General features: G+C 51.8%; 18 protein-coding genes. 9 read left to right on the top strand and 9 right to left on the bottom strand.

Annotation, left to right across the window (positions count from 1 at the left end):
• Window positions 1–54: 54 nt before the first annotated feature.
• From ppk1 to RIC19_RS11965, 4 genes are all read right to left on the bottom strand, one after another.
• A complete protein-coding gene (gene ppk1 / locus RIC19_RS11980; RefSeq protein WP_350178558.1) occupies window positions 55–2,106 on the bottom strand; it encodes a polyphosphate kinase 1 in 2,052 nt (683 codons plus the stop codon).
• Window positions 2,107–2,198: 92 nt separating this feature from the next.
• Window positions 2,199–2,933, bottom strand: a complete 735-nt coding sequence (locus tag RIC19_RS11975) for a tRNA1(Val) (adenine(37)-N6)-methyltransferase (RefSeq protein WP_350178557.1) — start codon at window positions 2,931–2,933, stop codon at window positions 2,199–2,201.
• Window positions 2,934–3,015: 82 nt separating this feature from the next.
• Window positions 3,016–5,043, bottom strand: coding sequence for a DUF5689 domain-containing protein (locus RIC19_RS11970; RefSeq protein ID WP_350178556.1), 2,028 nt, complete (start codon window positions 5,041–5,043; stop codon window positions 3,016–3,018).
• Window positions 5,044–5,088: 45 nt separating this feature from the next.
• Window positions 5,089–7,878: a TonB-dependent receptor plug domain-containing protein gene (locus RIC19_RS11965; protein WP_350178555.1), complete on the bottom strand. Its 2,790-nt coding sequence runs from the start codon at window positions 7,876–7,878 to the stop codon at window positions 5,089–5,091.
• Between the two features lie 259 nt (window positions 7,879–8,137).
• Here RIC19_RS11965 and RIC19_RS11960 point away from each other — a divergent pair, with 259 nt between their 5' ends.
• The 8 genes from RIC19_RS11960 to RIC19_RS11925 all read left to right on the top strand — a co-directional run bounded on the left by RIC19_RS11960 (window position 8,138) and on the right by RIC19_RS11925 (window position 18,287).
• The gene (locus tag RIC19_RS11960; protein WP_350178554.1) at window positions 8,138–9,232 is read left to right on the top strand and encodes an endonuclease/exonuclease/phosphatase family protein; all 1,095 of its coding nucleotides are present in this window, start codon (window positions 8,138–8,140) and stop codon (window positions 9,230–9,232) included.
• Between the two features lie 28 nt (window positions 9,233–9,260).
• Window positions 9,261–10,562: an ATP-dependent DNA helicase gene (locus tag RIC19_RS11955; RefSeq protein ID WP_350178553.1), complete on the top strand. Its 1,302-nt coding sequence runs from the start codon at window positions 9,261–9,263 to the stop codon at window positions 10,560–10,562.
• Between the two features lie 55 nt (window positions 10,563–10,617).
• Window positions 10,618–11,454 (top strand): phosphatase PAP2 family protein, encoded by an 837-nt coding sequence (locus RIC19_RS11950; protein WP_350178552.1) that lies wholly within the window; start codon window positions 10,618–10,620, stop codon window positions 11,452–11,454.
• 78 nt (window positions 11,455–11,532) lie between these two features.
• Window positions 11,533–12,273: an SAM-dependent methyltransferase gene (locus RIC19_RS11945; RefSeq protein WP_350178551.1), complete on the top strand. Its 741-nt coding sequence runs from the start codon at window positions 11,533–11,535 to the stop codon at window positions 12,271–12,273.
• A gap of 3 nt (window positions 12,274–12,276) precedes the next feature.
• Entirely contained in the window at window positions 12,277–12,867 is a 591-nt protein-coding gene (locus RIC19_RS11940; protein WP_350178550.1) for a phosphatase PAP2 family protein, read from the top strand.
• A complete protein-coding gene (locus RIC19_RS11935) occupies window positions 12,864–13,601 on the top strand; it encodes a ZIP family metal transporter (RefSeq protein WP_350178549.1) in 738 nt (245 codons plus the stop codon). The genes RIC19_RS11940 and RIC19_RS11935 overlap by 4 nt, the downstream gene beginning before the upstream one ends.
• A 238-nt stretch (window positions 13,602–13,839) precedes the next feature.
• A complete protein-coding gene (locus RIC19_RS11930; RefSeq protein WP_350178548.1) occupies window positions 13,840–16,617 on the top strand; it encodes a TonB-dependent receptor in 2,778 nt (925 codons plus the stop codon).
• A 77-nt stretch (window positions 16,618–16,694) separates the two neighbouring features.
• Complete coding sequence (locus RIC19_RS11925; RefSeq protein WP_350178547.1) at window positions 16,695–18,287, top strand: T9SS type A sorting domain-containing protein; 1,593 nt, start codon at window positions 16,695–16,697, stop codon at window positions 18,285–18,287.
• A gap of 111 nt (window positions 18,288–18,398) precedes the next feature.
• Here the strand turns inward: RIC19_RS11925 and RIC19_RS11920 are convergent, their stop codons facing one another.
• The 4 genes from RIC19_RS11920 to RIC19_RS11905 form a co-directional block, all read right to left on the bottom strand.
• Window positions 18,399–18,770, bottom strand: coding sequence for a response regulator (locus RIC19_RS11920; RefSeq protein WP_350178546.1), 372 nt, complete (start codon window positions 18,768–18,770; stop codon window positions 18,399–18,401).
• A 264-nt stretch (window positions 18,771–19,034) separates the two neighbouring features.
• Window positions 19,035–20,048 (bottom strand): acyl-CoA reductase, encoded by a 1,014-nt coding sequence (locus RIC19_RS11915; protein WP_350178545.1) that lies wholly within the window; start codon window positions 20,046–20,048, stop codon window positions 19,035–19,037.
• Window positions 20,045–20,605 carry a DUF1415 domain-containing protein gene (locus tag RIC19_RS11910; protein ID WP_350178544.1) on the bottom strand — a complete coding sequence of 187 codons (561 nt, stop codon included), beginning with the start codon at window positions 20,603–20,605 and terminating at the stop codon, window positions 20,045–20,047. The genes RIC19_RS11915 and RIC19_RS11910 overlap by 4 nt, the downstream gene beginning before the upstream one ends.
• Entirely contained in the window at window positions 20,605–21,651 is a 1,047-nt protein-coding gene (locus RIC19_RS11905; RefSeq protein WP_502930835.1) for an RluA family pseudouridine synthase, read from the bottom strand. The genes RIC19_RS11910 and RIC19_RS11905 overlap by 1 nt, the downstream gene beginning before the upstream one ends.
• 177 nt (window positions 21,652–21,828) lie before the next feature.
• On the opposite strand from RIC19_RS11905, the gene RIC19_RS11900 reads away from it, so the two are divergent.
• The gene (locus RIC19_RS11900; RefSeq protein ID WP_350178542.1) at window positions 21,829–23,040 is read left to right on the top strand and encodes a trans-sulfuration enzyme family protein; all 1,212 of its coding nucleotides are present in this window, start codon (window positions 21,829–21,831) and stop codon (window positions 23,038–23,040) included.
• A gap of 64 nt (window positions 23,041–23,104) precedes the next feature.
• On the opposite strand, the gene aroF is transcribed toward RIC19_RS11900, so the two are convergent.
• Window positions 23,105–24,115 carry a 3-deoxy-7-phosphoheptulonate synthase gene (gene aroF, locus RIC19_RS11895; protein WP_350178541.1) on the bottom strand — a complete coding sequence of 337 codons (1,011 nt, stop codon included), beginning with the start codon at window positions 24,113–24,115 and terminating at the stop codon, window positions 23,105–23,107.
• Window positions 24,116–24,118: the final 3 nt, after the last annotated feature.

Raw genomic sequence — 24,118 nt, 5'->3', positions numbered from 1 at the left:
AAATAGTACGTGTCAACCCGAAGGGCGTTAGCCCTGAATTATCTTTGTGCTAACTTATTGTAAACCTACAGGTTCCCGCTTAGCCAGCCATTGGTAGGTGGCGACCTGAGCCCTTACCGGCGTGCCCCCCTGATAATGGTAAGGGTTATTTTGTTCGGCATTAATGATACGGGCCTTGGTATTATCAGCAAGTTGCAGGTTGATGATGTGCCGGATTTCCTCCCGGATTCTTTTATCATAAACCGGGAAAACTACCTCCACCCGGCGGTCCAGGTTGCGGGTCATCCAGTCGGCTGAGGCGAGAAACAGACGCTCTTCCCCTCCATTCCCAAAAATATAAACCCGCGCATGCTCCAAAAACCGGTCTACGATGCTGATGATTTCCAGGTTTTCACCCACGCCTTCCAAATCAGGCACCGCACAGCAGATACCACGGACAATCAATCGTACCTTCACGCCAGCCCGGCAAGCTTCGTAGATTTTTTCAATCATTTCGGGGTCTTCCAGGCTGTTCATTTTGAGTATGGCGTAGGCTTTTCGCCCTGCTTTGGCATGCTTGGTCTCCTGCTTCAGCAAAGCCTCAAAACCGCTCCTCGTGGTGAACGGAGAAACCAACAGATGTTTGCACTTGGGCATAAGGATCTTCCGCTCCAGCAAATCGAAGACCTGCCCGACTTCTTTAGCCAGGCGGGGATCAGCAGTAAGCAAGGCGTGATCGCAGTACAACCGGGCCGTTTTCTCATTGAAATTGCCCGTACCCAGGTAGGCGTAATGCTGCAGCGCCTCTCCTTCCTTCCGAATAATCAGCAATAGCTTGGTGTGCACTTTGATACCGGGGTAGCTGTAAATCACCGTTGCGCCGGCTTTTTCCAACTCTGCGCCCCAGTACAGGTTGGCGGCTTCGTCGAACCGGGCTTTAGCTTCGATAAAAGCGGTGACCTGCTTTCCGTTCTTGAGGGCTTCCAGCAATCCGTCCACTACCGCAGAGCGGGAGGCAACCCGGTACAGGGTAATCTTGAGGGTGGTCACATCCGGGTCCTGTGCTGCTTCCCGGATCAGCCTTGGGATGTAGTCGTATTCCTGATAGGGAAAGTGCAGCACAGCGTCCTGCTCCCGGAGATAAGGCAGTAGGGCTTCGGCCTGCTCAAGCTCCTCGTGCAGCAGGGGCTCCATGGGCTCATCGTGCAGCTCGCTCTGATCCGTTGGATTGGGAAAGCCAAAAAAGTCATTAAAGTTGTGATAGCGGGCACCGGGGATAAGGTCGTGCTTGCTTAATTTCAGTTGCTCTTTGAGCAGCCCCAGGAGTTCTTCCCGCATGCGGCTGTCGTAGAGAAAGCGTGTGGGCAGCCCGATATTGCGCTCATCGAGGCTTTCGCGAATCTTCCCCACCAGGTCGCCGGAGTATTCGTCATCGATGTAAAGCTCCGCATCCCGTGATACTTTGATAGCATAAGCCCCCAGAATAGGCTCATCCAGAAAAGCCGGAAGGTTGTAGCGGATAATATCGTCCAGAAAAGTTACGTAGTATACGCCTTCCTCTTCTGAGGGCAGCTCCTGAAACCTGGGCAAATTATCTGTAGGCATTTGCAGGATAGCGGTGCGGCCTTCCCCCTCCAGATCAATCACAAAGTAAAGCCCCTTGTTTTCCAGGAAAGGCCAAGCGGATTCCGGCTCCAAAATGATGGGGTTCAGGCAGGGGTAGACTTTCTCAAAAAAATAGCGTTTGGCAAATTCCTGTTGCGGTTCTGTGAAGGCTTCGTTGTTGATCAGGCGCACACCTGCTTTTTCCAACTCCGGGATGATATCCGTCCGGAAGATGCGGCCAAAGACCTCTTGCTGTTCCTGTACAATCCTGCGGATCTGTTTAAGCTCTTTTTTGGGCTTAGTCTCCAGGTCGAGAGCCTTCCGGGTTTTCTTCTTCAGTTCTTTAAAACTGCGCAGAGAGGCTACCCGCACCCGGTAAAATTCATCGAGATTGGAGCTGTAAATGGCCAAAAACTTGATGCGTTCGTAAAGGGGCACCGATTTGTCCATCGCTTCCTGAAGCACCCGGTGATTGAAAGAAAGCCAGCTGATATCGCGTTTTACCAATTCCGTTTTTGCCATACTGCCTGCGAATTGAATGATTGAGGGTTAAGCAAAGGAGCAAAACTAGGCAGAATGTGCTCATAAGCGAGCGGTGCCGTGTTATCTATATATTAAAATTTCAGTAAGAAGTCTTTGAGTAGCGCCCGGTAATCTGTGGTGTAGGAGTCTTCTGCATCTGTTGCCCTGATGACCAGCTGATCGGTTTCGGTGGGTTTATCTTCCTGCTCAAACTGCATCAGTAACCGCTTGACCGGCGCATCCGGTGATGGCTTGACTTCGGTGACTTTGGTGCAAAACAAATGGTATTCTTCCGCCCGCTCCTGAAAACGCAGCCCTTCCAAATAGGGCAGTACCAGACAAAACCGGCCGCTCCTGGCTAACAACTGCCGTACCGCAATAAGCAAATCTCCGTGCGGCATGCGGACCGTTTGCCGGGCAATAGCGCGCTCTTCCTTCATGCCGAAAGTACCTCCGGAAAAGAAAGGTGGATTAGATACGATGAGGTCGTAGGAAGTCCGGGTGGTGCGGGCATAGTCTTGTATAGATTCCTGGATAATGGACAGCCGGTCTTTCCAGGGAGCCGCTTCGAAGTTTTCACGAGCCTGCTGACAAGCCACTTCGTCAATATCAATACCATGAATAGCAGCTTCTGGGGCCCGCTGTGCCAGCATTAGGGCAATCACACCGGTTCCCGTTCCGATATCCAATGCTTTGGAAACACCCGCTACTTCAGCCCAGGCGCCCAGCATAATGCCGTCCGTACCGACTTTCATCGCACAACGTTCCTGCTGTACCGCGAACTGTTTAAACTGAAAAGGAGCAGTTTGTTTTTTTGTCTTTGCCATAGCTACTTTCAAGTAAGGGGAGCAGCTTAAGTGCACTGCTCCCCTTATTAAGGCTTTTCAATCAGAATGGTTCAACAGATGCTTACTGCTGAATATCATTGAGGTTACGCAGGGTGAGCTGTGCCCCGTCAAAATCAGAAACCATTGCGGTAAGCGCAAAAGTGCCGTCGGGCACGGTGCTGCCAGAGAAGGTGGCCTGATTCCGGGTGAACGTGGCGATCGTACCCGTTCCGTCATCGAGTGTTTTAGCACCTGAGAAGGTGCCGCCTTCTGTAAATGCAATATCTGATACCAGGACGAGGGTAGACTCCCAGGCTTCGGCATTGTCCAGAATCTCCTGCACCGTAGCGTTCCTGGGTTCTGGCATCGTGCCATTGCCCATGCTCATCGCTGCGGCATTGTCTACGGCATTGATCTGAAGCAGTCCACTAAACTCGCTCAACTCATTGCCGCCAACGTTGATTTCCACCTCCTCGCCCAAAGCAAAACTGTGGTTGTCAGTAAAGCGTACAACAATTCCGCCGGTTTCATCTTGTACCACCATATTACGACCTGTAGTATTACCTGCGTCTACATCAGAAATCACCACCGCGTTGATAAAGCGATTGGCAGGAACCGCTGCGGCCCCGCCTGCAAACAAGGCACGTAATTCAGACAGGCTGATCGCCTCCGGGTCGCCACCGCCACCTCCGGTTTCGCCCCCCACATCTGCCAGGTTGCGGATGACCAGCTGATAATTGTTGAACTGAGAGACAATAGCCGTCATCTCCACAGGCTCAGCAGGCAGGGCCGAGCTGGCGAAGGTTGCAGAATTACGTGTAAACATGGTCATGCTTCCTGAGCCATCGCTTACCGTTGTGGCCCCGGCGAAGGTCGCACTGCCGGAAATACTCGCTCCGTTGATGAGGACCAGCGTGGACTCCCAGACCTCGGCATTATCCAGTACTTCTCCAATCGTGGTGACGCGGGGCTCCACAGGGTCGCCCATACCATTGGAAGAAGCCAGATCGTTGTTGATAAAGTCCAGTTGCAACAGGTCGTTGTACAGCGTCAATTCCTGGCCCGAAACCACTACTTCGATTTCTTCGCCCAGGCTGAACCCGTGGTCGCCCTGGAAAAAAATCGTAATACCAGCGGTGCCATCTTGTATGACTGCTACCCGGCCATCGAAGTTGCCGCTCTGATTGTCAGAGATCACCACGCCACGTATTTTGCGGTCTTCAGGCCCTTCTGTGGTTCCGGCTGCGAAAACGTCCCGTAGCTCCCGTATGCTCATAAGTTCTTCCTCTCCGGTACCGGCATTGCAGCGGGTTCCGGTCATCTCCACATCAAGGTCTGCGCTACGGAGGAACAACTGCTTCGTATCTCCAAAGACATTGAAGATCGCAGTCAGCGAACCGTTGCCGTCCGGCAAGGTATCAATAGCAAAATCGGCAAACCCACTCGTGCGGACCACAATCTCGTTGCCGTTGCAATCCTGCAGGGTGCGGTTGAGGGTGCTGCGGCCGAAAGCATCAGCGTAAGTCAGGCCAAGCTCAAAGGAGGCAAACTCAACGTCTTCCAGTTTGATCAGTGTAGAAATATCGTTGGTGCCCAGGGAGGTGATCGTGCGTACCGCAGGCTCCGGTTCTCCCACCAGCATACCACGGTAGATGCGATCGTTGTAGTCGATGATATCGCCCAACTCTTCTGCGCCCCCTTCTTCAAAGATGTAGCCGCCCAGTTGTACAATACCGTTGTACTCGCCCAATACCAGGCCTTTACAATCAATGGCCACCTCGCGGCCCAGCGGGAACAGGTTAAAGGCATCCGTCAGGTTGATCAGCACTTCAATACCGGCAGTGCTATCCTGAATAATCAGGGAACGGAAGAAATTGCCCTGCACATCGTTGCCCACCACAATACCCTGAATGATAACATCGGTTTCGATGACTGTCAGGCGTCCGGGGATATAAAGGTTCTTGAGATCACCAATAGAAGTGTTGCCGTTTACTTCGAGCGCTTCTCCCGTTACGGGCGGCTCCTCGAATTCGGTATCCACACAAGAAGGCAAAACAGCCAGCCCCATTAGCAGGCTAAAAAAGAACAGCTTGGAGAACTGAAATTTCATGGTATAATAAATTTTTATCTTTCTAAATGATGATTGAGGTTGCCTTTACAAACGCAGGCTTACGTTGACAAAGAAGTTGCGCCCGTACAGGTAATAGTAACGCGGCTGAAATACAGAATCGTTACCGGTACGGGTATCAAAATCGAAACGCAACTGATCAAAACCACCGGTGATGAATTCTGTATTGTTCAGAATATTGTTGATCCCCCCGTTGATGTACAGGTAAGTCTTGCCAAACTTGAACGATTTACCGCCAAAGAGATCCACGGTAAACTGCCCGTCGGTCTGACGCTGCGCGACGATTCGATCATACTCCAGCGAGTTGGGCTCCAGGCCAATCACTGCCTCGGGCGACCGGCTGATCGGGTTAAAATCGATGAATACGTTATCGAAGTAGTTGAAGTTCAGGTAAGCGAACCAAAAGCCCTTTGGCCTAAGGTTTAAGCCCAGGGTGTAAGCATTTTGTGGCCGGCCAGGCACTTTCAGGCCTTTCTGGTATACCTCAAATTCGCTGTTTACCAGCTCAAAGGTCTCCTGATCGTCGCCAAACAAGGCACCCTGGGCGTTGCTGTTGTAGACAAACTCACCGATAGCCGCAACACCCCGGATGCTCATCGAAGGCGTTACTTTGGCTTCAATGGCCAGTTCTGCGCCCTGATGCAGCTGATCCTGCCCGGTCATCACCAAACTACCGAATGCCCGTTGCAGGTCATTATAGAAGCGGATGATCTCGGTGCGGTTGTCAAATTGGGTGTAGTAAAGCGAAGCACGGCCCTGAATATTAGGCGAGCGCAGCAGATAGCCTACTTCACCGCCGTAGATGGTTTCGCTTTCCAGCCCGGGCACCAGCTGATCGCGGGTACGGGGCGACACGTACGCGTTACGTACGAATGGTGCGCGGGTCGTGTGCGTACCGTTGGCGAAGAGGTAATTCCGGCCATCAATCTTGTAAGTGATACCGCCCTTGACACCAAGATTATTAAAGGTCTGCTTTTCAGATTCCCCAAAGGACTGATCCGGGAAGCGACCGGTGCGGTATTTGCCGGTGCGCCAAAACCGTGTCTGTGAAGCGTCAATGGCTGCGAAAATATCAAACTTAGGCAGGATGAACTGCCCTTGCAGCCATCCGCCAGCCCGGCGTACATCAATATCGTAGTCCCAGCCAAAACGGTCGCCTTCGCGCACAACGCGGTTGGGGTTATTGAGGTCGCTCTGCTGCACGTTAGGCTCATCCGGAAAATCACGTACGGCAAAGGCATCAATATCTACAAAGTAATCGGCCCCCAGCAGATCTTCAATGACCTTGAAGTTATCGATAGTCTGCGTTTGGTAGGACAAGCCACCGCTCAGGGTAAAGATATCGCTGATAACATGGTTATAATTCGTGTAGAAGTCCAGCTCTTCAGAGTCATAGCGGCGGTCTTCCACCATATATTGCGCCCAGCGGCCCTCCGCTTCCTGCCCTTCCAGGAACTGCGGATACTTGTCCGCCAGCTGAGAAGTCCGGTTGACTTCATAGAACTGATCCCAGTTGATCTGACGGGAGGATTCGTTGTTGCGCAGGTCTTGTTCCAGGATCGAGGCTGCTTCCGGCTGCCCAATCGACTCAAAGTAGCTCGGCAGGTTACGGTAGTAATCCGGCCTTGGGTCAGGAGCTTCAAACCAGTTGAGTGCGGTACTGCCGACGCGCCCAAATTGATAGGACGCGGTGGTGGTCAGGGTTGCGTTTTCATTGATCTGCCAGTCATGCCGCAGCATGATAACCGGCTGATGGATATTGGAAATCCGGGAATTGCGCTTTTCTCCGTTTTGGTAGCCCCAGAAGGGGTTGTAGTAGTTGTTGTCCGCCAGTTCGTACATTTCCGGCGTACTTGCACCGGCGCGGCCCCGTTTGGTTGGTGCCCCGAAAGCCGTGAGGTTGAGCAGGTGTTTATCGCCCAGCTTGCGGTCAACAGCCAAAAAATAAGCATAAGCATCATAAAAGCTGCCCGGCTCATAGCCTTCCTGTGCCCAGCGGTGGGACCCGGAAAAGGAAAAGGCCCAACCGTTGTCCATCATACCGGTGGAATGGGTCAGCATAGTCCGCCAACGGTACCCGCGGTTGGTTGCGGACATCGTCAGGCGGGTCTGTTCGCGCTGAGAAGAGGCGCGGGTATCAATGGAAGAACCACCGCCCACACCGCCAAAGGCATAAGAAAGCGGGCTGAGCCCAATTTCGGCGCTCCGGTTGCGGGTCACGTCGTTCAGTCCGCCCAGGGCACTCCAGAAGGCCCGGCCGTTTTCCAGCTCGTTAAAAGGTACACCATTAATATAGATGGCTGTATTTTCAGAGTCGTACCCGCGGATACGGAAGCGTGCAGGCCCAAAGGTAAAGGCCGCCGCCGAAACGAAAACGTCCCGGGAAGCAGCAAGCACCCCGGAGATGTTCTGATTGTCGGTTTCCTGCTCCAGGTCACCATCCGAAAGGGTAATTGTCGGGATAAAGTCTTCCTTGTTGGTGATCCCTTCTTCACGCTGCGTAGGCACCAACCGGACTTTGCCCAGATCATAGACTCCGTCGCCCTGATCGCTAACGGTGGTACTCAGCGTTTGCTCGATGTAAGATTCTTTACTGCGGAAGGTAAAGTCATGAGCGCCCTCCGGCACGTCAAAGAAGGTGAAAGCGCCTTTTTCATCCGAAACTGCTGTGGTACCATCATCGAGGGTAACAACGACGGCAGCAATCGGCAAAGCTGTTTCACTATCAAGGACAGCGCCGCGGACCTCAACTTGCGCCTGCACCAGCCATGCCGGCAAAAGCGCTAAGAGGGTTAAAAGCGTGCTTTTCAGTTGCATAGGTATAGTTTGAATCAGAAAAATGTACGATGGAGCAGAGTGTCGATATTGGGATAGTTGAATGGTTATCAGGGGGCATTCGTTCCTGAAAACGTGTGCAAAAGTAGAAGAAAAATAACTTTATTTAAGTCCGGCTGTCTAAAAATTAACGTAAACTTAATGCTGCTGACTGATTTAGCCTTCGTTTTTATAAACCCAGAATCAATATATTTGCGGGCGCCGGCTCCTCCTGCAGCCCAAACACGAGAAAACAGATTTTATGCTAAACTCGAACGCCCACAGTTTGATCTTTACCTACCAATCCACAAATACCATGATCCGCCAGTTCCTACTAACCTTTTCCGCCTTCCTCATTATGGGCGCGTCGCTCACTGCTCAGCAAAATTACAAGATTGGTGCAGTGGGTTTTTACAACTTCGAAAACCTCTTTGACACCCTTGATACTGAAGACGTCCGCGATACCGAATTCACCCCCGCCGGCAGCAAAGTATGGGACACCAAGCGCTATCAGGCCAAACTGGACAACCTGGCCAAAGTCGTAGCCGAACTAGCCACGGATGTCACCCCGGACGGCGTGGCCGTACTTGGCGTATCCGAGATCGAAAACCGCAGCGTACTTGAGGACTTTGTCAAGCACCCGCTCCTTAAAGACCGCAACTACCAGATTGTACATCAGGACTCCCCGGACGAGCGGGGGATTGATGTAGCCTTACTGTACAACCCGAAATACTTTGAGCTCCAGGGGCATAAGAACATGTTTATTGAGCTTTACCGGGACGGCGAGCCCGACTACACGCGGGATGTGCTGCTCGTTTCCGGGCTGTTCGACGGGGAGCCCATGCACTTCATGGTCAACCACTGGCCCAGCCGGAGTGGTGGGGAAGCCGCCAGTCAGCCGGCACGCAACAAGGCTGCGCTGGTCTGCAAAACAGCTGCAGACTCCATATTTGCCGAAGACCCTAAAGCCAAAATCATCATCATGGGCGACCTCAACGACGACCCCATCAGCCCCTCCGTCAAGGACGTGATTGGTGCGAAGACCAACCGCCGTAAAGTGCGCAAAGCTGAGTTTTACAACCCCATGTATGAGCTATACCGCAAAGGCATTGGTACGCTGGCTTACCGCGACGCCTGGAGCCTTTTCGACCAGATGTTGCTTTCCGATGGATTGCTGGATGAGCGGCAGGAAGGCTATCGGTTTTACAAAGTCAGAATCCACAACCCCCGCTATATGCTCCAGAAACACGGCCGCTTCAAGGGCTATCCGTTTAGGACTTTTGGGGGAAATGAGTACCTTGGAGGCTATAGCGACCACTTTCCGGTATATGTTTTCATGGTTAAGCCTGCAGGGTAGCCTGGCGAGGCTGAAAAATCAAAGGCTTTTGGCATTCGATAAAGCACCACTTGAACTTAGCGGCGATTTTAAAGCTGCCCTTCAAATGATAGAAAATGAAGAGCGCAATGTATTTGTCACGGGCCGGGCAGGCACCGGCAAATCCACTTTGCTACAGCTCTTCCGTAACACCACGCGCAAAAAGACGGTGGTGTTGGCCCCAACCGGCATTGCAGCGCTCAACGTAGGCGGCCAGACCATACATTCGTTTTTTGGCTTCCCTCCCAAGCCCCTCGCCCGGCAAGACATCAAAAAGCGCCGCAACCGGGGGTTATATACCCGCCTCGAGGTGCTCGTCATCGATGAAATCTCCATGGTGCGCGCAGACATGCTGGACAATATCGACTGGTTCCTGCGCATCAACCGGGACGTGCCCGCCCCCTTTGGGGGGTTGCAGGTGGTCTTCTTCGGTGATATGTTCCAATTGCCCCCGGTTGTTGCCAACGATATTGAGGCTATGCGCTTCCAGTTGGAATACGATTCGCCTTACTTTTTCTCTGCTCAAGTTTTCCGGGAGCAGCAATTCTCTCTGGAAATGCTGGAGCTCAATAAAGTCTACCGACAAGAGAACCGCAACTTCCTCCGCCTCCTGGAATCAGTACGCCTCAACCGGCTCGACTATGATGACCTGGAAGACCTCAACAGCCGGTACCTGCCCAAGTTTGAGCCGGAAGATTTCTACGTTACCCTTTCCGCCCGGAACGCTACGGTGGACCGCATCAATCAAAAAGAGCTCAGCCGTATTCCCCTGGAAGAAAAGACCTATGTCGCCACCATCAGCGGGCAGTTTAACCCTCGCCTCTACCCTGCCGACCCGGCCCTTAAGCTCAAGCTCGGCGCACAGGTGATGTTCATCAAAAACGACCCCGACAAGCGTTTTGTCAATGGGACTATCGGTAAGGTGATCAAACTGGACAAGAAAACGGTAACTATACAGATTGAACAGGCTGATGGCACGCCGGCCCAACTCGAAGTAGAGCCTATGGAATGGGAAGTCCTGAAGTACAAACCCAGTGAAAAAGACCCCAACCGAATAGATACGGAGACTCTGGGCACTTTTAAGCAGCTGCCCCTTCGTCTGGCGTGGGCGATTACGATCCATAAATCACAGGGGAAAACTTTTGACAAAGTCATTATCGACCTGGGAAGAGGGGCCTTTGAGCACGGGCAGACCTACGTAGCGCTCAGCCGTTGCCGGAGCCTGGAAGGCATCGTTCTGAAAACACCACTGCGCATGCAGGACATCCTAATCGACGAGCGGGTCGTTCAGTTCTACGAAACCCACTTCTAACCTGCGAACTAATCCCGGCCTGGCGACCTTTAGGTAAGAAAATTGAATACTGTTCATGAAGCTAATCTGGCTTTTACTGCTGTGTGCAACCCTTCCATTTTCAAACACTTCCGCTCAACATAACCTCGGGGACAGCCTCGGTGTATACCATGTGAATCGGTGGGCAAGTGGCGGAGTGGCTTTGGTAGGTGCGTATACCAATTTCGAAGGCTTGTCCAGGGTGAAGAATAAGCCCCGTCTAACCAAGCCCGAACTCAATCAACTAATGACAAACAGCGTTAGCCGATTGAACCGATCAGGGCTGACGCAGGATCCCGGCAAACGGGAACAGGCTCACCGAGTCTCTGATATATTAATGTACGGAACAGCGAGCGTGCCCTTTCTTTTATTGCTAGACGGAAAGGTCAAAAAAGACTACCTGGATGTAGCACTGTTGTACCTCGAAACCTTTGCACTGACCTCAAATCTGTACACTTACAGCCCACTCGGGCCCACATTTGTAGACCGATACCGCCCGCTTGCCTTCTACGAGGAGGTACCGTTTGATGAGCGCCAATCGGGCAACATGCGAAATTCTTTTTATTCAGGCCATGTAGCTACCACCGCTATGGGAAGTTTCTTTTTGGCCAAGGTACTGCACGATTATCACCCGGAATGGGGCAGCCGGCGTTGGCTTCTTTTTGGTGCAGCCAGCCTGCCCACAGCCACTGTTGCGTGGCTTCGGGTACGTGCGCTAAAGCATTTCCCATCTGATGTCATTGCCGGCGGTTTGATTGGAGCGGGAATGGGCATCCTGATCCCGGAACTCCACAGGAAGCTCCAAAACCGGATGAAAGTACAGGCTGGTTTTGGGCTGCAAGGCAACACTTTAGGCGTAATATGGGCTTTCTGACCCGGCAAATATCTTGCAACTTCGTTGCAAAACCCTCTGGGAAGGCTATCTTTGCGCCCGTTAACTTAATCAGGTAAAATGGTCAAAGCAGAATGGTTCGCGGAATGGTTTGATTCGCCTTACTATCATATTTTGTACAAAAACCGGGACGAATCAGAAGCAGAAAGGTTTATTGATCACCTTCTGAACACCCTCAGCCCTCCTCCCGGCAGCCACATGCTGGACCTGGCCTGTGGTAAAGGCCGTTACTCGCGGCACCTTGCAAGTAAAGGCTACAAAGTGACGGGGCTGGACCTTTCCAAAAAAAGTATTGACTTCGCCCGGCAGTTTGGGCATGAGCGGCTGCACTTCTACACCCACGATATGCGGCAGCCCTTCCAGGAAAGCGCTTTTGACTATATCTTCAACTTTTTCACCAGCTTTGGTTACTTTGAAGAAGAGGCTGAAGACCTCCAAACGCTGAACAGCGTAGCCCACAGCTTAAAGCCGGAAGGTACTTTCGTGCTCGACTTCTTTAACACTCACTATGTCAGGCAACGCCTCACGGGCCATGAGCACCGCAAAATCGGAGACCTTTCTTTTGACTTGCATAAGCGGCTGGACGGCAAACATGTCATCAAGACCATTCAATTTGCTGATGGCCACAAGAACTACTACTTCGAAGAGCGGGTACGTCTTTTTGAGCTATCCGACTTTGAACGCCTGTTTGCAGCCGCCGGACTCCATATCCTAAGGACCTACGGAGACTATCAGCTACAACCGTACAATTGGATGGAAAGCCCCCGCCTAATCCTTGTCGCCAACCTCAGCAACCCTTAAGGTATGGAAGCACTCCTCGAAAATATAATCCATTGGGATGAATCGCTGTTCCACCTCCTGAATGGGGTGTGGACCAATCCGCTTTTGGACGAAGTCATGCCCTGGTGGCGGGACAAGAAAACCTGGATCCCTTTATATCTGATCCTTGCAGGCGTGGCTATTTACCGGTTCAGGCTCAGGGGCCTTTACTTTATACTGGGGGTGGTGCTGACGGTTGGTGTTGCCGATACCGTAAGCAGTAAGGTCATGAAACCCACTTTTGAGCGCCTGCGCCCCTGCAACAATACAGAACTCCCCTTTGAAGTAATGCAAAGAGGAGGCTGCGGCCGTGGCTACAGCTTCACGTCTTCCCATGCCACAAACCACCTGGCTATTGCCTGGTTCATCATACTGACATTGGGCCGTATTTACAAATGGGTCCGATGGCCCTTCTTGCTGTGGGCACTAAGTATCGCCTATGGGCAAGTGTATGTGGGCGTCCATTATCCGCTCGATGTGATCGTTGGTGGTTGCATTGGTAGCCTTATCGGCTTTGGCCTCGCCAGGGCGTTCAACGCGTGGCCGGCCCTGAACCTTCAAAAAGTAATCGCATGAGCTTGCCAGAATACCTCGCGTTGTTTTTAACGGTCATTGCCGGCGGGTGGCTGAGCTTCCGGTACAGTAGCATCAGTAGCCAATGGCTGAAGCTTACCCTTTCCTTCAGCGGAGCCTATATTATGGGCATTACCGTCCTCCACCTGATGCCCGGTGTGTTTGAGCAGGGCGGGCATAATGCCGGTTTCTGGGTCCTCGGAGGCTTTTTCACACAGTTGATTCTGGAGCAGTTCAGCCGGGGGATCGAGCACGGGCACGTACATGCGCATCAGAACGAGCCCCTTAGCTTTGCTATTCAGGTGATGATCGGGCTATCACTGCACGCTTTTTTGGAAGGCATGCCCTTAGGGTACTTTGAAGACTTCCACGCTCACCATCATCAGCACGATGAAGGCGGGCAGCAATTGCTGTTCGGCATAATCCTGCACAAACTTCCGGCTGCTTTCGCACTCGTGGCACTACTCATCCGGTCGGGGTTCAATAAAGCAATTGCCTGGTCGTGCCTTGTCATTTTTGCGCTGATGTCGCCACTCGGTGCCTTATCTGCCAGCATGTTTTCACTGTCTGGCATGCAGATTGCTAACCTGCTGGGCTTTGTCATCGGTTCTTTTCTCCATATTAGTACGACTATTCTTTTCGAAGCCGATGACACGCATCAGCACCGGGTGTCCTGGCGCAAGCTTGGTGTCATTATTTTAGGGGTTGCATTGTCAATCGGAGCAGACATGATATGACTACAGCGAAAATTCGCTAACATTGCCCTATTTCCTGACAATTGATAATCAACTCCTTACCTGATAGTGAATTGTCAGGAGGTGTCACAGGTTAAATTAAATGACCTCCTGCTGGGCTAATTGTATTCAAAATTCCCTATTTTGGCGCTCGAGTTCCGAATAAATTTTCTAAACCATAGAGGTGGATAACATGAAATTTGCACGTATAGGTTGGTTTCTAAATTTTGTTCTTAGTTTAATGATACTCAATACTTCTGCTGCTCAGACTTCGCTAAGTGGGAAGGTATTGGATGAAACAACCAAAGAGCCGCTCATTGGCGCAAGTGTGGTTGTAGAAGGCACCACAGAAGGCACTGTTACTGATTATGATGGAGCTTTTGCACTACGTACGCAAAGCGCATTCCCCCTTAAGCTGAATGTCTCTTACGTCGGCTATCAGCCACAGATTGTGGAGGTCGAATCGCCCAGTAAATCCATCACGGTCAAGCTAGCCGAGTCTATCATCACAACGGATGTGGTAGAAGTAAGGGGCCAACGTATTTCAGAAAAACAAAAATCCTCCCCGCTTACCGTGGAGACGATGGACGTACTGGCGATCAAAGAGACCGCCGCGACTAGTTTCTACGATGGACTGGGCAACCTGAAAGGCGTCGACTTAACGGCCGCCAGTTTGGGGTTCAAAGTCATCAACACCCGGGGGTTCAATAGTACGAGCCCGGTACGCTCGCTGCAAATTATCGACGGCGTGGACAATCAGGCGCCTGGCTTGAACTTTTCACTCGGTAATTTTCTAGGTGCCCCGGAGCTTGATGTCCGCAAAGTGGATATCATACAGGGCGCAAGCTCTTCCTTTTATGGCCCCAATGCCTTCAACGGCGTAATCTCAATGGAGACCAAGAACCCTTTCTATACAGAAGGGCTCTCTGCCATGGTAAAAGTGGGCGAACGCAACTTGCTGAACACAGAGGTGCGTTGGGCTGACAGCTTTAAGAACAAAGACGGCAATGAGAATATCGCCTATAAATTCACCCTTTCTTACCTGCAGGCCGACGATTGGGTTGCGGACAACACTCAGGCCGTAGATGGCACCCTCACCCCTACTGGTAACCCTGGTGGATGGGATGCCGTGAATACTTACGGGGACGAGTACGATCTGTTTGGCGACTTCACTCAAAATACGACCAACTCCTTTAACGAAGCAGCGGGGCTGCTAACGGTACACCGCCCCGGCTATCAGGAGCAAGACGTCGTTGACTACGATACCCGAAATTTCAAAGCCCTGGGCTCGGTCTACATCCGTACCAACCCCAAACTCAAGGAGGAGTCACCGGAGCTGGTTCTTGGAATGAGCTATGGATGGGGCACGACAGTTTATCAGGGTGACAACCGGTTTAGCCTGCGTAACATACAGTTTTTCCAGCCGCGGGCTGAATTCCGTAAGGAAGGCGACTTCTTCATCCGGGCTTATATGTCTAGACAAGATGCCGGCGACAGTTACGACCCCTACTTCACCGCGTTGCGGCTACAGGACCGTGCAGTCCGGGACGGTGCCTACTACAACAACTACAAAAAGTGGTGGGAAGACAACCGCATAGCCGCACAAATGGTAGAAATGGGCTACCCGGACGAACAGATTATCTTTGACCCGGTTACAGGGCAGGTAGAGATCATCTTCGATTCAGAAGCAGCACAGCAGTGGCTTCAGGATAACCGGGATTTCCTCAACGAAGCGCATGGCATGGCACAAGACTTTGCCAACGCTCCCGATCAGGTCAACGACCGCCCGGGCAGGTTTGTACCCGGCACACCGGAGTTCAATGAGGCTTTCAACGACATCCGGTCTACTTTCAACAACGCCGAAGGAGGAACGCGCTTCTACGATAAGTCAGCACTTTACCACCTGCATGCGGAGAAGCGCTTCGATACTGATTTTGCTGAAATCATCGTTGGCGCGAATGGCCGGCTGTACACCCCGGACTCACGGGGCACCATTTTTTACGATACAGCAGGTATCACGATCACCAACTACGAATACGGGGCTTATGCGGGCCTCAACAAGACTATGAGTGACGGGAAATGGCGGACGAGTGCGACCTTTCGGGTAGATAAAAATGAGAATTTCGACTACGTTTTCTCCCCTGCTGCTTCCGTCGTCTGGAAGCCCCGCCCCAATCATTATCTACGGCTGAGTTTCTCTTCCGGAGTGCGTAACCCCACCCTGACAGATCAGTTCCTGTCCCTTAATGTGGGGCCTGCTACATTGGCGGGCAACCTGAACGGTGCCGATAGCGTAATCACTCTGGGGTCATTCCAGGACTACCTGTCTAACTTTTTGCAGCGCAGCCTATTGGAGTACTATGACATAGACCCCATTCGCCCGGAGCGCGTCCGCACACTGGAAGGAGGCTACCGGGCAACCCTCTGGAACAACTTGTTTGTTGACGCAGGGTACTACTACAACATCTACACTGATTTTATCGGGTTCAATATTGCCATTGATGCAGAATTCGAGTCTCCCTCCTCCTTCATCCCAAGTGATGTACAAGTCTTCCGGTTTGCCTCTAATGCCCAGGAAACCGTAACGACCCAAGGCTTCTCTTTAGGGCTGAACTATTATTTTGCGGATTACTTCTCCCTCAATGGCAACTATTCTTACAATGCGATCATCTCTGCCTCGGATGATCCTATTATCCCGGCTTTCAATACGCCGAGGCACAAATACAACATCGGTTTCTCCGGTCGGAATATCCGTTCCGGAAAAATAAAAAACTGGGGCTTCAACGTGAATTACAAATGGGTGGAAGGCTTCTTGTTCGAGGGCTCCCCTCAGTTTACCGGTTTCGTCCCCTCCTATGGCTTACTTGATGGCCAGATTAACTATAACTTTACGGACCTCAACACCACGGTGAAAGTCGGCGCCTCTAATATTCTGAATAATGAGGTATTCCAAACCTACGGTGGCCCGCGCATTGGGCGGCTCGCTTATGTTTCACTGGTGTACGAATGGAAAAAATAACTTGCCGCTGTTTAACAGCGGAGTTTTATGCACTTACACTTTTTGCAATAACCAAATTTTTTTTTAAATCCTTGACTATGAAAAAGATTAACTCTCTACTTTTTATCCTGGCGCTGGTCTTGACTGCGGTCAGTGTCCGGGCGCAGGATGAAACCCTGTACCTGGATGCACAGTTTGAGGTAGAAGTAACATCTGACGTCATCTATGGTGTCAATGCTACGATAATGCCTGTAATTGCTCAAATGTCGAATGAAGCTTTACCCCGCCCACTACTGATGGATGTGTATCAGCCCGTTGACGCACCCGGTGACCGCCCGGTAATGCTGGTTTTCCACACGGGTAACTTCCTTCCTTTCCCAGCAAATAATGGCACAGGAGGTACTAAGACAGATTCAACCGTTGTGGAGTTGTGCAACCGTCTGGCCGCCCGGGGCTATGTTGCCGCAGCAATCGATTACCGTAAGGGATGGAACCCGGTTGACCCTTCTCAGGATTTCCGGAAATTCTTCCTTATCAATGCAGCTTACCGTGGCGTACAAGATGCCCGTACTGCAGTACGTTTCATGCGTAAACTGGCAGTAGATGGCGACAGCGAAGGGAACGTAAACCCTTTCCAAATTGACCAGGAGAAAGTGGGTATTTGGGGCGTTGGCACCGGCGGCTATATCGTCGCTGCTACGGCCACCCTCGACGAATACATGGAAGTCGTGATTCCTAAATTCCTGATTGACCTTGATGGCCCCGGACCCAATAATCCAGTACCTATGGTAATCGAGGCGATTAACGGTAACATCTATGGCACTTCAGTCGGTATGGTTCCCCCGGGATACCCTGTACTGCCTGCAGGAGATACGCTATGCATGCCTAACCACGTTACTTATGCCAATGGCGACGAGATCTCTTCAGATATTAGCTTCGCGGTAAATAACGGTGGTGCCCTGGGTGATATTAGCTGGATCGATGAAAATACACCACCCTGGGTTTCTTTCCATGTACCTACTGACCCCTTTGCCCCCTATACCACGGGCACACTACGGGTACCTGGTACTGGCGACCCTGATGACCCCTCTGACGATTTTGCGGTAGTTGAGGTTTCAGGCTCTTATGACATCCAGGCCAGAATGAATGAGCTGGGCAATAATGATCTTTTTGATGCGGTCAATAACCCTGGTGTAGAAGATTTTGAAGAGGTGGCTAATGCCCGTAATGATGGACACAAAGGCTTGTTCCCATTTCCTACAGGAGATGTACTTGACAGCGCACCCTGGGATTTCTACGCTGAAGACAACATCAATGCGATGGAACCACCTATGCCCGAGCGTGCCCGTATGTACTGGGATACTATTTTGGCATATGTTGGGCCCCGCGCTTGTATTGCGATGAATCTTGCATCTTGCATCGAGGTGAGCACCAATAATATCAGTCCTACTGAGATTGGTGTTAATGCAGCGCCTAACCCGGCTTCTTCTGAAGTTTTGATCAGTGTGGCACCAGAGCACACCATCAAAACGATGGAGCTGTACAACGCAAGCGGCCAATTGGTACAAACCTATTTGGATATTAACAATAGCCAGCATACGGTGTACCGGAAGGCGCTGCCATCGGGCACCTATTACCTGAAGCTGCGCCTGAAGGAAGGCTTCTCTTTCCAGAAGCTGATCTTTAAGTAGGATCGTTCAGTAGTGCACTAAAAAAAGATCCCGGGATTTGACTTATCGTCAAAACCCGGGATTTTTTTTGCCCTGATTTGGGAATATAACTAACTGTTCTTTCCCTGCGTGCTAAGGAGAAAGTAAAGCTTTCACCTTATGCTCGTCCAAAGGCTTCTCGATGAAACCCATCACGTGGGAATGCTCGTTAGCCCGGTTGATGTCTGCCGGATCAATAGAAGAGGAAACGATATAAATCGGAAAATTCACTGCAGACCCTCTTTGTTCGAGTTGCTCCAGAAAGGTCCAGCCATCCATGACTGGCATATTCAGGTCAAGCAATAATAAGTCTGGTTTCCCCTTAAGCAAACGGTCAATAGCCTCTTCAGCGTTACTGAAAGACTGAATTTCAGCTTCGGGAAAGACCCGCTTAAGGCTGAATTTTGCTGTTAACAGGAAGATCTTGTCGTCATCAACTAAAAAGATCTTATCGAAACCACTCATATTGTGAGCTTAAGGTAGCTTTCTATATTTCGGACAAACCGGGCAAAATAATCATCCATGATTTTCCTGCCAGGTCACCAATAGGCCATTCTGTCCTTTCAAACCTCTCCAGAATAACCTGGATTAGTTGAATTGTTACGACCGAATGTCTTTTAAATTGTCCTTGACTAAACTATTGGATTTTTCAATGAAAAATTCAAAATCCAAATTAAGGTATTTGTCTTTAATTTTGCACAATTCCCGAAACTAATTGCACAATTCCCATTAGAGATGGACAAGGAAGGAAACTGTATCCACTCCATCCGGATAGTCCCATAATGCCGGTCTTTGCGCTTTCCCGAAGTCAAAAGTTGCCGTTCGGATCACTCCGGGTTTAGCTACCGTACATTGTATTTCATGCGCTCTTCGTTCCAAATCATCAGCAACGGCATTGAGTGTACTGTAGTATTCGTAATGCAGGCAGGCAATTCTGGATTGCAGGCTGGGGTCCTCCAGCAGCAGGATACACCCATTGGCTCTGAATGCTGCATTATTGAGCATAAACAAGGCGTAGTTGTAGTCAAAGTTGTTTTTGTACTTCGTATTCAGCACTACCCTCCGGTATTCATGCAAAGCTTCCAGCAGCGGGTCGAAATTGTAAGCTTCGGGCACGTAGAGCTTGGCGACATTCCGGCAGCCCAAGCCATAGTACCGGAACACGTCTTTACCCAGCTCCAGCAGCTCCTCGGGCGTCTCCTCCCCGGTCAGTACTGCCACTCCATTACGGTTCTTTCGGATAATGTGGGGATATTTGGAAAAATACGTCTCAAAATAACGGGCAGAGTTGTTGCTGCCCGTAGCAATGACCGCTTCAAAGCCTTGCAGGCGGTCGGTAACTCCCGTATAAGCAGCAGTGCGCTCATCCAGCCGTTCCAGTACCTTCATGAGGTAAGGGAAAAGGTAAGGGTCCTTGTCAGACAACTTCACCTGAGCCCGGTGACCGGCCGCAAAGACACACAGCCAATCGTGAAAACCTACCAACGGGATGTTGCCCGCCATCACAATACCCACCGTTTTAGCAGCCGGAGTATTCAGCTCGTACCGCCCCAGCCATTCCGTAAGCCGGTCGCGGTTGAGAAAATGCCGGGCAATTTCCCGGATAGCTTCCTGTTGACTCTCTTCCGTAAACCAGCCATTGTGGAAAGCGGTGCGCTTCATCACTGCCTCCAGGTACTCATCCTTGCCCAGCAAGTGATCGCCGAGCTGGCTCAGCACTTCAATACGCTCGGATTGTGTCATTTCTTAGGTTTTGGTTTAATTTGATGCAACCGCTCCAGTATTCCGGGCAGCCCCATCGCCTGCAGGCGGGCAATATTCCGTTCCGGAATCTCCTCTGGGGCTTCGTAATGCTCCAGAGCTTCCTCCAGCCGGTCTTCCCGGATCAGGTGCAACATGGGGTAAGGCGAACGGTTAGTATAATTGGATACCGCATTCGGTGCCTCTCCGGCAAACTGATACTCCGGGTGAAAAGAAGCCACCTGCAAAACACCCTCCCAGCCTTCCTTACGCACCAGTTGCTCTACGCCCCACAGGTAGTCGTTGAAATCAGCAAAGTCTGTTAGTACGTAAGGGTGGACCAGCAGCGTAGTTTCGATTTCCCTATACGGGTGGCTCAAAAGCAGCCTGCCTTCCGCGATGAGGTCTTGGGAAAGCGCCTCGGGGGAAATAGCAGAAGATACCTGAATACGGATTTGCCCAAGCCGGAACGGTTTGACCGCAAATGGGCAGAAATCCAGCCCAATGACGATTTGTTCCAGCCAGTTGCGGGTATGCTCAATGTATTCAGGTGCTTCCATCAAAGCTGTTTCTTCGACTGCCGGTCGCGCAGGTATTTCCGCCAGCGCTCCAGAGCCTGCTCAAACGATTCGGGCAGGTCGCTGTCGAAGTGTACCCGCTCCTTGGTGCCCGGGTGAATAAAGCTTAGGCTTTTAGCATGTAAGGCCTGACGGGGCAGCACCTGAAACGTGTTCTCGACAAAGGATTTGTACTTGCTGAATACGGTCCCCTTCACAATTTGGTCGCCTCCATACTTCAAATCATTAAACAACGGGTGCCCGATGTGCTTCATATGTACCCGAATCTGGTGTGTACGCCCAGTCTCCAGCTTGCATTCCACCAACGAGACATAGTACATGGACTCCAGCACCCTGTAGTGGGTCACCGCCCATTTGCCCGCCTCCCCTTCCGGGAAAACAGTATGCTTATCCCTGTAGCGAGGGTGCCGCCCCAAATGCCCTTCGATAGTACCCTTGGGCTCATCAAAATCACCCCAAACCAGTGCGACATAGCGCCGCTCAATGGTGTGTTCAAAAAACTGCTTGGCCAGATGAGTCATCGCGTAGTCCGTCTTAGCAACCACCAGCAAACCCGATGTATCCTTGTCGATGCGGTGCACTAACCCCACTTGATGATGCGTATTGCCTTCCAATATCGGTAAGTCGTCAAATCCAAAATGATACGCCAGCGCATTCACCAGGGTCTTGTCCGGATTACCGACTCCGGGGTGCACCACCATGCCCGCAGGTTTGTGTACAATCAAGAGGTCATCGTCTTCATATCGGATGTCCAGCGGTATGTTTTGAGGTTTGACGGAGTTCTGATCCTCCGAATAGTAATGAGGGAAGACCACCTCTATTTCATCGCCTGGCTTGATTCTATAGTTGGGCTTGATTTGCTTCCCTCCTACCGTTATGGAGCCCGCCCTGATCGCATCCTGCACCCGGCTGCGAGAGACTTGCTGCAACCGGTCATTTAGGAATTTATCGATCCGGATCATAGACTGTTTAGGGTCCGCCCTGATGACTTTGTGCTCAAAATATTCGTCTGAAGTATTATCTTCCATCGTTTTTTCCACAGCCTGCTTTTTGGGAATGTTTGGGGTGTCGCTCATTTAGCCTGCAAAGGTAGGGAAAACAGCCCACGCCCACGTATGAATTCAGCCAATATCGTCACGACTGTTAACATTTTGCAGGAGGCGACTGTTTAGTCCATCTCAAAACCAACACAATAACTCACTGTCATGAAAAAACTACAATTCGGGTCGCAGTGCGTACGTGCTGCCCGGGACACCAAAACCACCCGCCCTCACCAACTGCCCATTTACGCTACTTCTTCCTTTGCTTTCGAGGATTTGCCGGAAGGCATGGCGGTCTTCAGCGGCGAGCAGCAAGGGCATTTGTACAGCCGCTTTGGCAATCCGACCATTGATGCGGTGACGGAGAAGGTCGCCCAGTTGGAAATGCATGGCAGCTCCGAGGCCGGGCGTGGCCTGTTTTGCAGTTCCGGTATGTCTGCCATCAGTACCCTTTGCCTGGGTTTGCTGCAGCCCGGGGACGCTATCCTTACGCAGCCCAACCTGTACGGAGGGACGAATGAGTTGTTCCAGAAAGTCCTTCAGCCCCTTGGCTTTCGGGTAGTCATGGCGGACCTTTCCGACTTGAATGCCGTAGCAGAAACGCTGGCACAGCACCCTGCCATCAGGATGGTCTACTTCGAAACGCCTGCCAATCCCACTCTCAGCTGTGTGGATATTGAGGCGCTCAGCAATTTGGCGCATGCCCAAGGTGCATTATCAGTAGCGGACAATACCTTTGCTACGCCCTACCTACAGCAGCCGTTATTGCTGGGGGCCGACTATGTGGTGCATTCCACCACCAAGTACCTCAACGGGCATGGCAATTCCACTGCCGGGGCAATTGTGGGCAAGGACCTTGAGGCCATGCAGGAGCGCGTCTTCCCTGCCCTCAAGCTCCTGGGCACTAATGGCAGCCCCTTCGAGGCCTGGCTGCTGAACAACGGCATGAAAACCCTGGAACTCCGCATGGAGCGCCACTGCAAAAACGCCGCAAAGGTGGCCAAATGGCTCATCCAACAGCCACAGGTCAGCCGGGTCAATTACCCGGGCCTGCCGGACCACCCTGACCATCAACTGGCCAGCAGGCAAATGCGCCACTTCGGCGGCATGGTGAGCTTCGAACTTAAAGGCGGGCTCGATGCCGGGCGGCAATTCGTTGAAGGGTTGGAGCTCTGCACCCTGGCCCCTACGATGGGTGATGTGGACACACTGATCATGCATCCGGCTACTATGTCCCACCTGAAAGTTCCGGTAGAGCAACGGCTGGCGGCAGGCATTTCGGATGGGCTCATCCGCTTATCTGTCGGAATTGAGAACATTGAAGATATACGGTCTGATCTGGAGAAAGGTATGGCAGCTATCAAAAGTGAAAGATAAACCTGCAGCCATTTAGAATAGCCGGGGGTCCGCGCTCCATAGCAAACCGCTCATTGAGCCCCCCCTAAAACACCTCCCGCAACTCATAAGCCTGCCGCATACGCCGGTACAAACGCGCCGCCTCCGGGAAGCTTAGCGTCTGCTGCCCGTCCGAGAAGGCTTTTTCGGGCTGCTCGTGGACTTCCATGATGACGCCATCTGCGCCAGCCATAATGGAAGCCAGTGCAATCTTGTCCACGTAACGCCGTAGCCCGATACCATGAGAAGGATCAGCGATGACGGGCAGGTGCGTTTTTTCCTTTAGCATGGCTATCGCATTGACATCCATAGTGTTGCGGTAGGCGTTTTCGTAAGTCCGGATGCCCCGCTCACACAGCATGACCCGTTCATTGCCGTTGGAGAAAATGTACTCAGCGGCCTGCAAAAGCTCATCTATTGTACCGGAGATGCCGCGCTTGAGCAATACGGGTTTGTCCACTTCGCCCAGCGCATCTAATAAGTTGAAATTCTGGGAGTTGCGTGCCCCCACCTGAAAGACATCTACATAGTCCGCCATGGCTTCGATTTGCTCCACCATCATGACTTCGGTGATGATCTTTATGCCCGCAGCGCGAGTCCGCTCGTACCACATTTTCAGCCCGTCGATGCCGAGCCCGCGGAAAGAATAGGGGGAACTGCGCGGCTTGTACACGCCGCCCCGCATGACACGTACGCCTTCCTGCTGTAAGTGGGCAATCGTCTTTTCGATTTGTGCTTCCGACTCAATAGAGCAGGGGCCTGCCATAATGCCAAAGTGGCCCGTCCCCAGCTGAATGCCATCACCGAGGTCGATGACGGTATCTTCCACCTTCCACTTCTTGGACACTAGCTTGTAGGCATCGCTCACCCGGTGGATGTCGCGTATCCCAGGCAGGGTGCCGATGCTGCGGATGTCGAATTCCGATTTCCCCACACCGATAATGTAGTCCGCGTACTGCGTTGTCACCCGGGTGGTGCTGTAGCGGATGACATCGAGCTGTTGCTCCAGTTGCTTGAGTTGATCCGCTTTGATATTAGGTTCGAGTTGGATAATCATAGG

It is taken from the genome of Phaeodactylibacter sp. (genome assembly GCF_040219495.1).
Lineage (GTDB): Bacteria > Bacteroidota > Bacteroidia > Chitinophagales > Saprospiraceae > Phaeodactylibacter.
Note: the sequence above shows the minus strand (reverse complement) of the source record. Positions and strands in the feature narration are given on the sequence as shown.

Excerpts from the sequence above, each read along its gene's own strand:
- ppk1 (WP_350178558.1), bottom strand. The coding sequence starts at position 2,106 with ATGGCAAAAACGGAATTGGTAAAACGCGATATCAGCTGGCTTTCTTTC.
- RIC19_RS11975 (WP_350178557.1), bottom strand. The coding sequence starts at position 2,933 with ATGGCAAAGACAAAAAAACAAACTGCTCCTTTTCAGTTTAAACAGTTC.
- RIC19_RS11970 (WP_350178556.1), bottom strand. The coding sequence starts at position 5,043 with ATGAAATTTCAGTTCTCCAAGCTGTTCTTTTTTAGCCTGCTAATGGGG.
- RIC19_RS11965 (WP_350178555.1), bottom strand. The coding sequence starts at position 7,878 with ATGCAACTGAAAAGCACGCTTTTAACCCTCTTAGCGCTTTTGCCGGCA.
- RIC19_RS11960 (WP_350178554.1), top strand. The coding sequence starts at position 8,138 with ATGCTAAACTCGAACGCCCACAGTTTGATCTTTACCTACCAATCCACA.
- RIC19_RS11950 (WP_350178552.1), top strand. The coding sequence starts at position 10,618 with ATGAAGCTAATCTGGCTTTTACTGCTGTGTGCAACCCTTCCATTTTCA.
- RIC19_RS11945 (WP_350178551.1), top strand. The coding sequence starts at position 11,533 with ATGGTCAAAGCAGAATGGTTCGCGGAATGGTTTGATTCGCCTTACTAT.
- RIC19_RS11940 (WP_350178550.1), top strand. The coding sequence starts at position 12,277 with ATGGAAGCACTCCTCGAAAATATAATCCATTGGGATGAATCGCTGTTC.
- RIC19_RS11935 (WP_350178549.1), top strand. The coding sequence starts at position 12,864 with ATGAGCTTGCCAGAATACCTCGCGTTGTTTTTAACGGTCATTGCCGGC.
- RIC19_RS11930 (WP_350178548.1), top strand. The coding sequence starts at position 13,840 with ATGATACTCAATACTTCTGCTGCTCAGACTTCGCTAAGTGGGAAGGTA.
- RIC19_RS11925 (WP_350178547.1), top strand. The coding sequence starts at position 16,695 with ATGAAAAAGATTAACTCTCTACTTTTTATCCTGGCGCTGGTCTTGACT.
- RIC19_RS11920 (WP_350178546.1), bottom strand. The coding sequence starts at position 18,770 with ATGAGTGGTTTCGATAAGATCTTTTTAGTTGATGACGACAAGATCTTC.
- RIC19_RS11915 (WP_350178545.1), bottom strand. The coding sequence starts at position 20,048 with ATGACACAATCCGAGCGTATTGAAGTGCTGAGCCAGCTCGGCGATCAC.
- RIC19_RS11910 (WP_350178544.1), bottom strand. The coding sequence starts at position 20,605 with ATGGAAGCACCTGAATACATTGAGCATACCCGCAACTGGCTGGAACAA.
- RIC19_RS11905 (WP_502930835.1), bottom strand. The coding sequence starts at position 21,651 with ATGGAAGATAATACTTCAGACGAATATTTTGAGCACAAAGTCATCAGG.
- RIC19_RS11900 (WP_350178542.1), top strand. The coding sequence starts at position 21,829 with ATGAAAAAACTACAATTCGGGTCGCAGTGCGTACGTGCTGCCCGGGAC.
- aroF (WP_350178541.1), bottom strand. The coding sequence starts at position 24,115 with ATGATTATCCAACTCGAACCTAATATCAAAGCGGATCAACTCAAGCAA.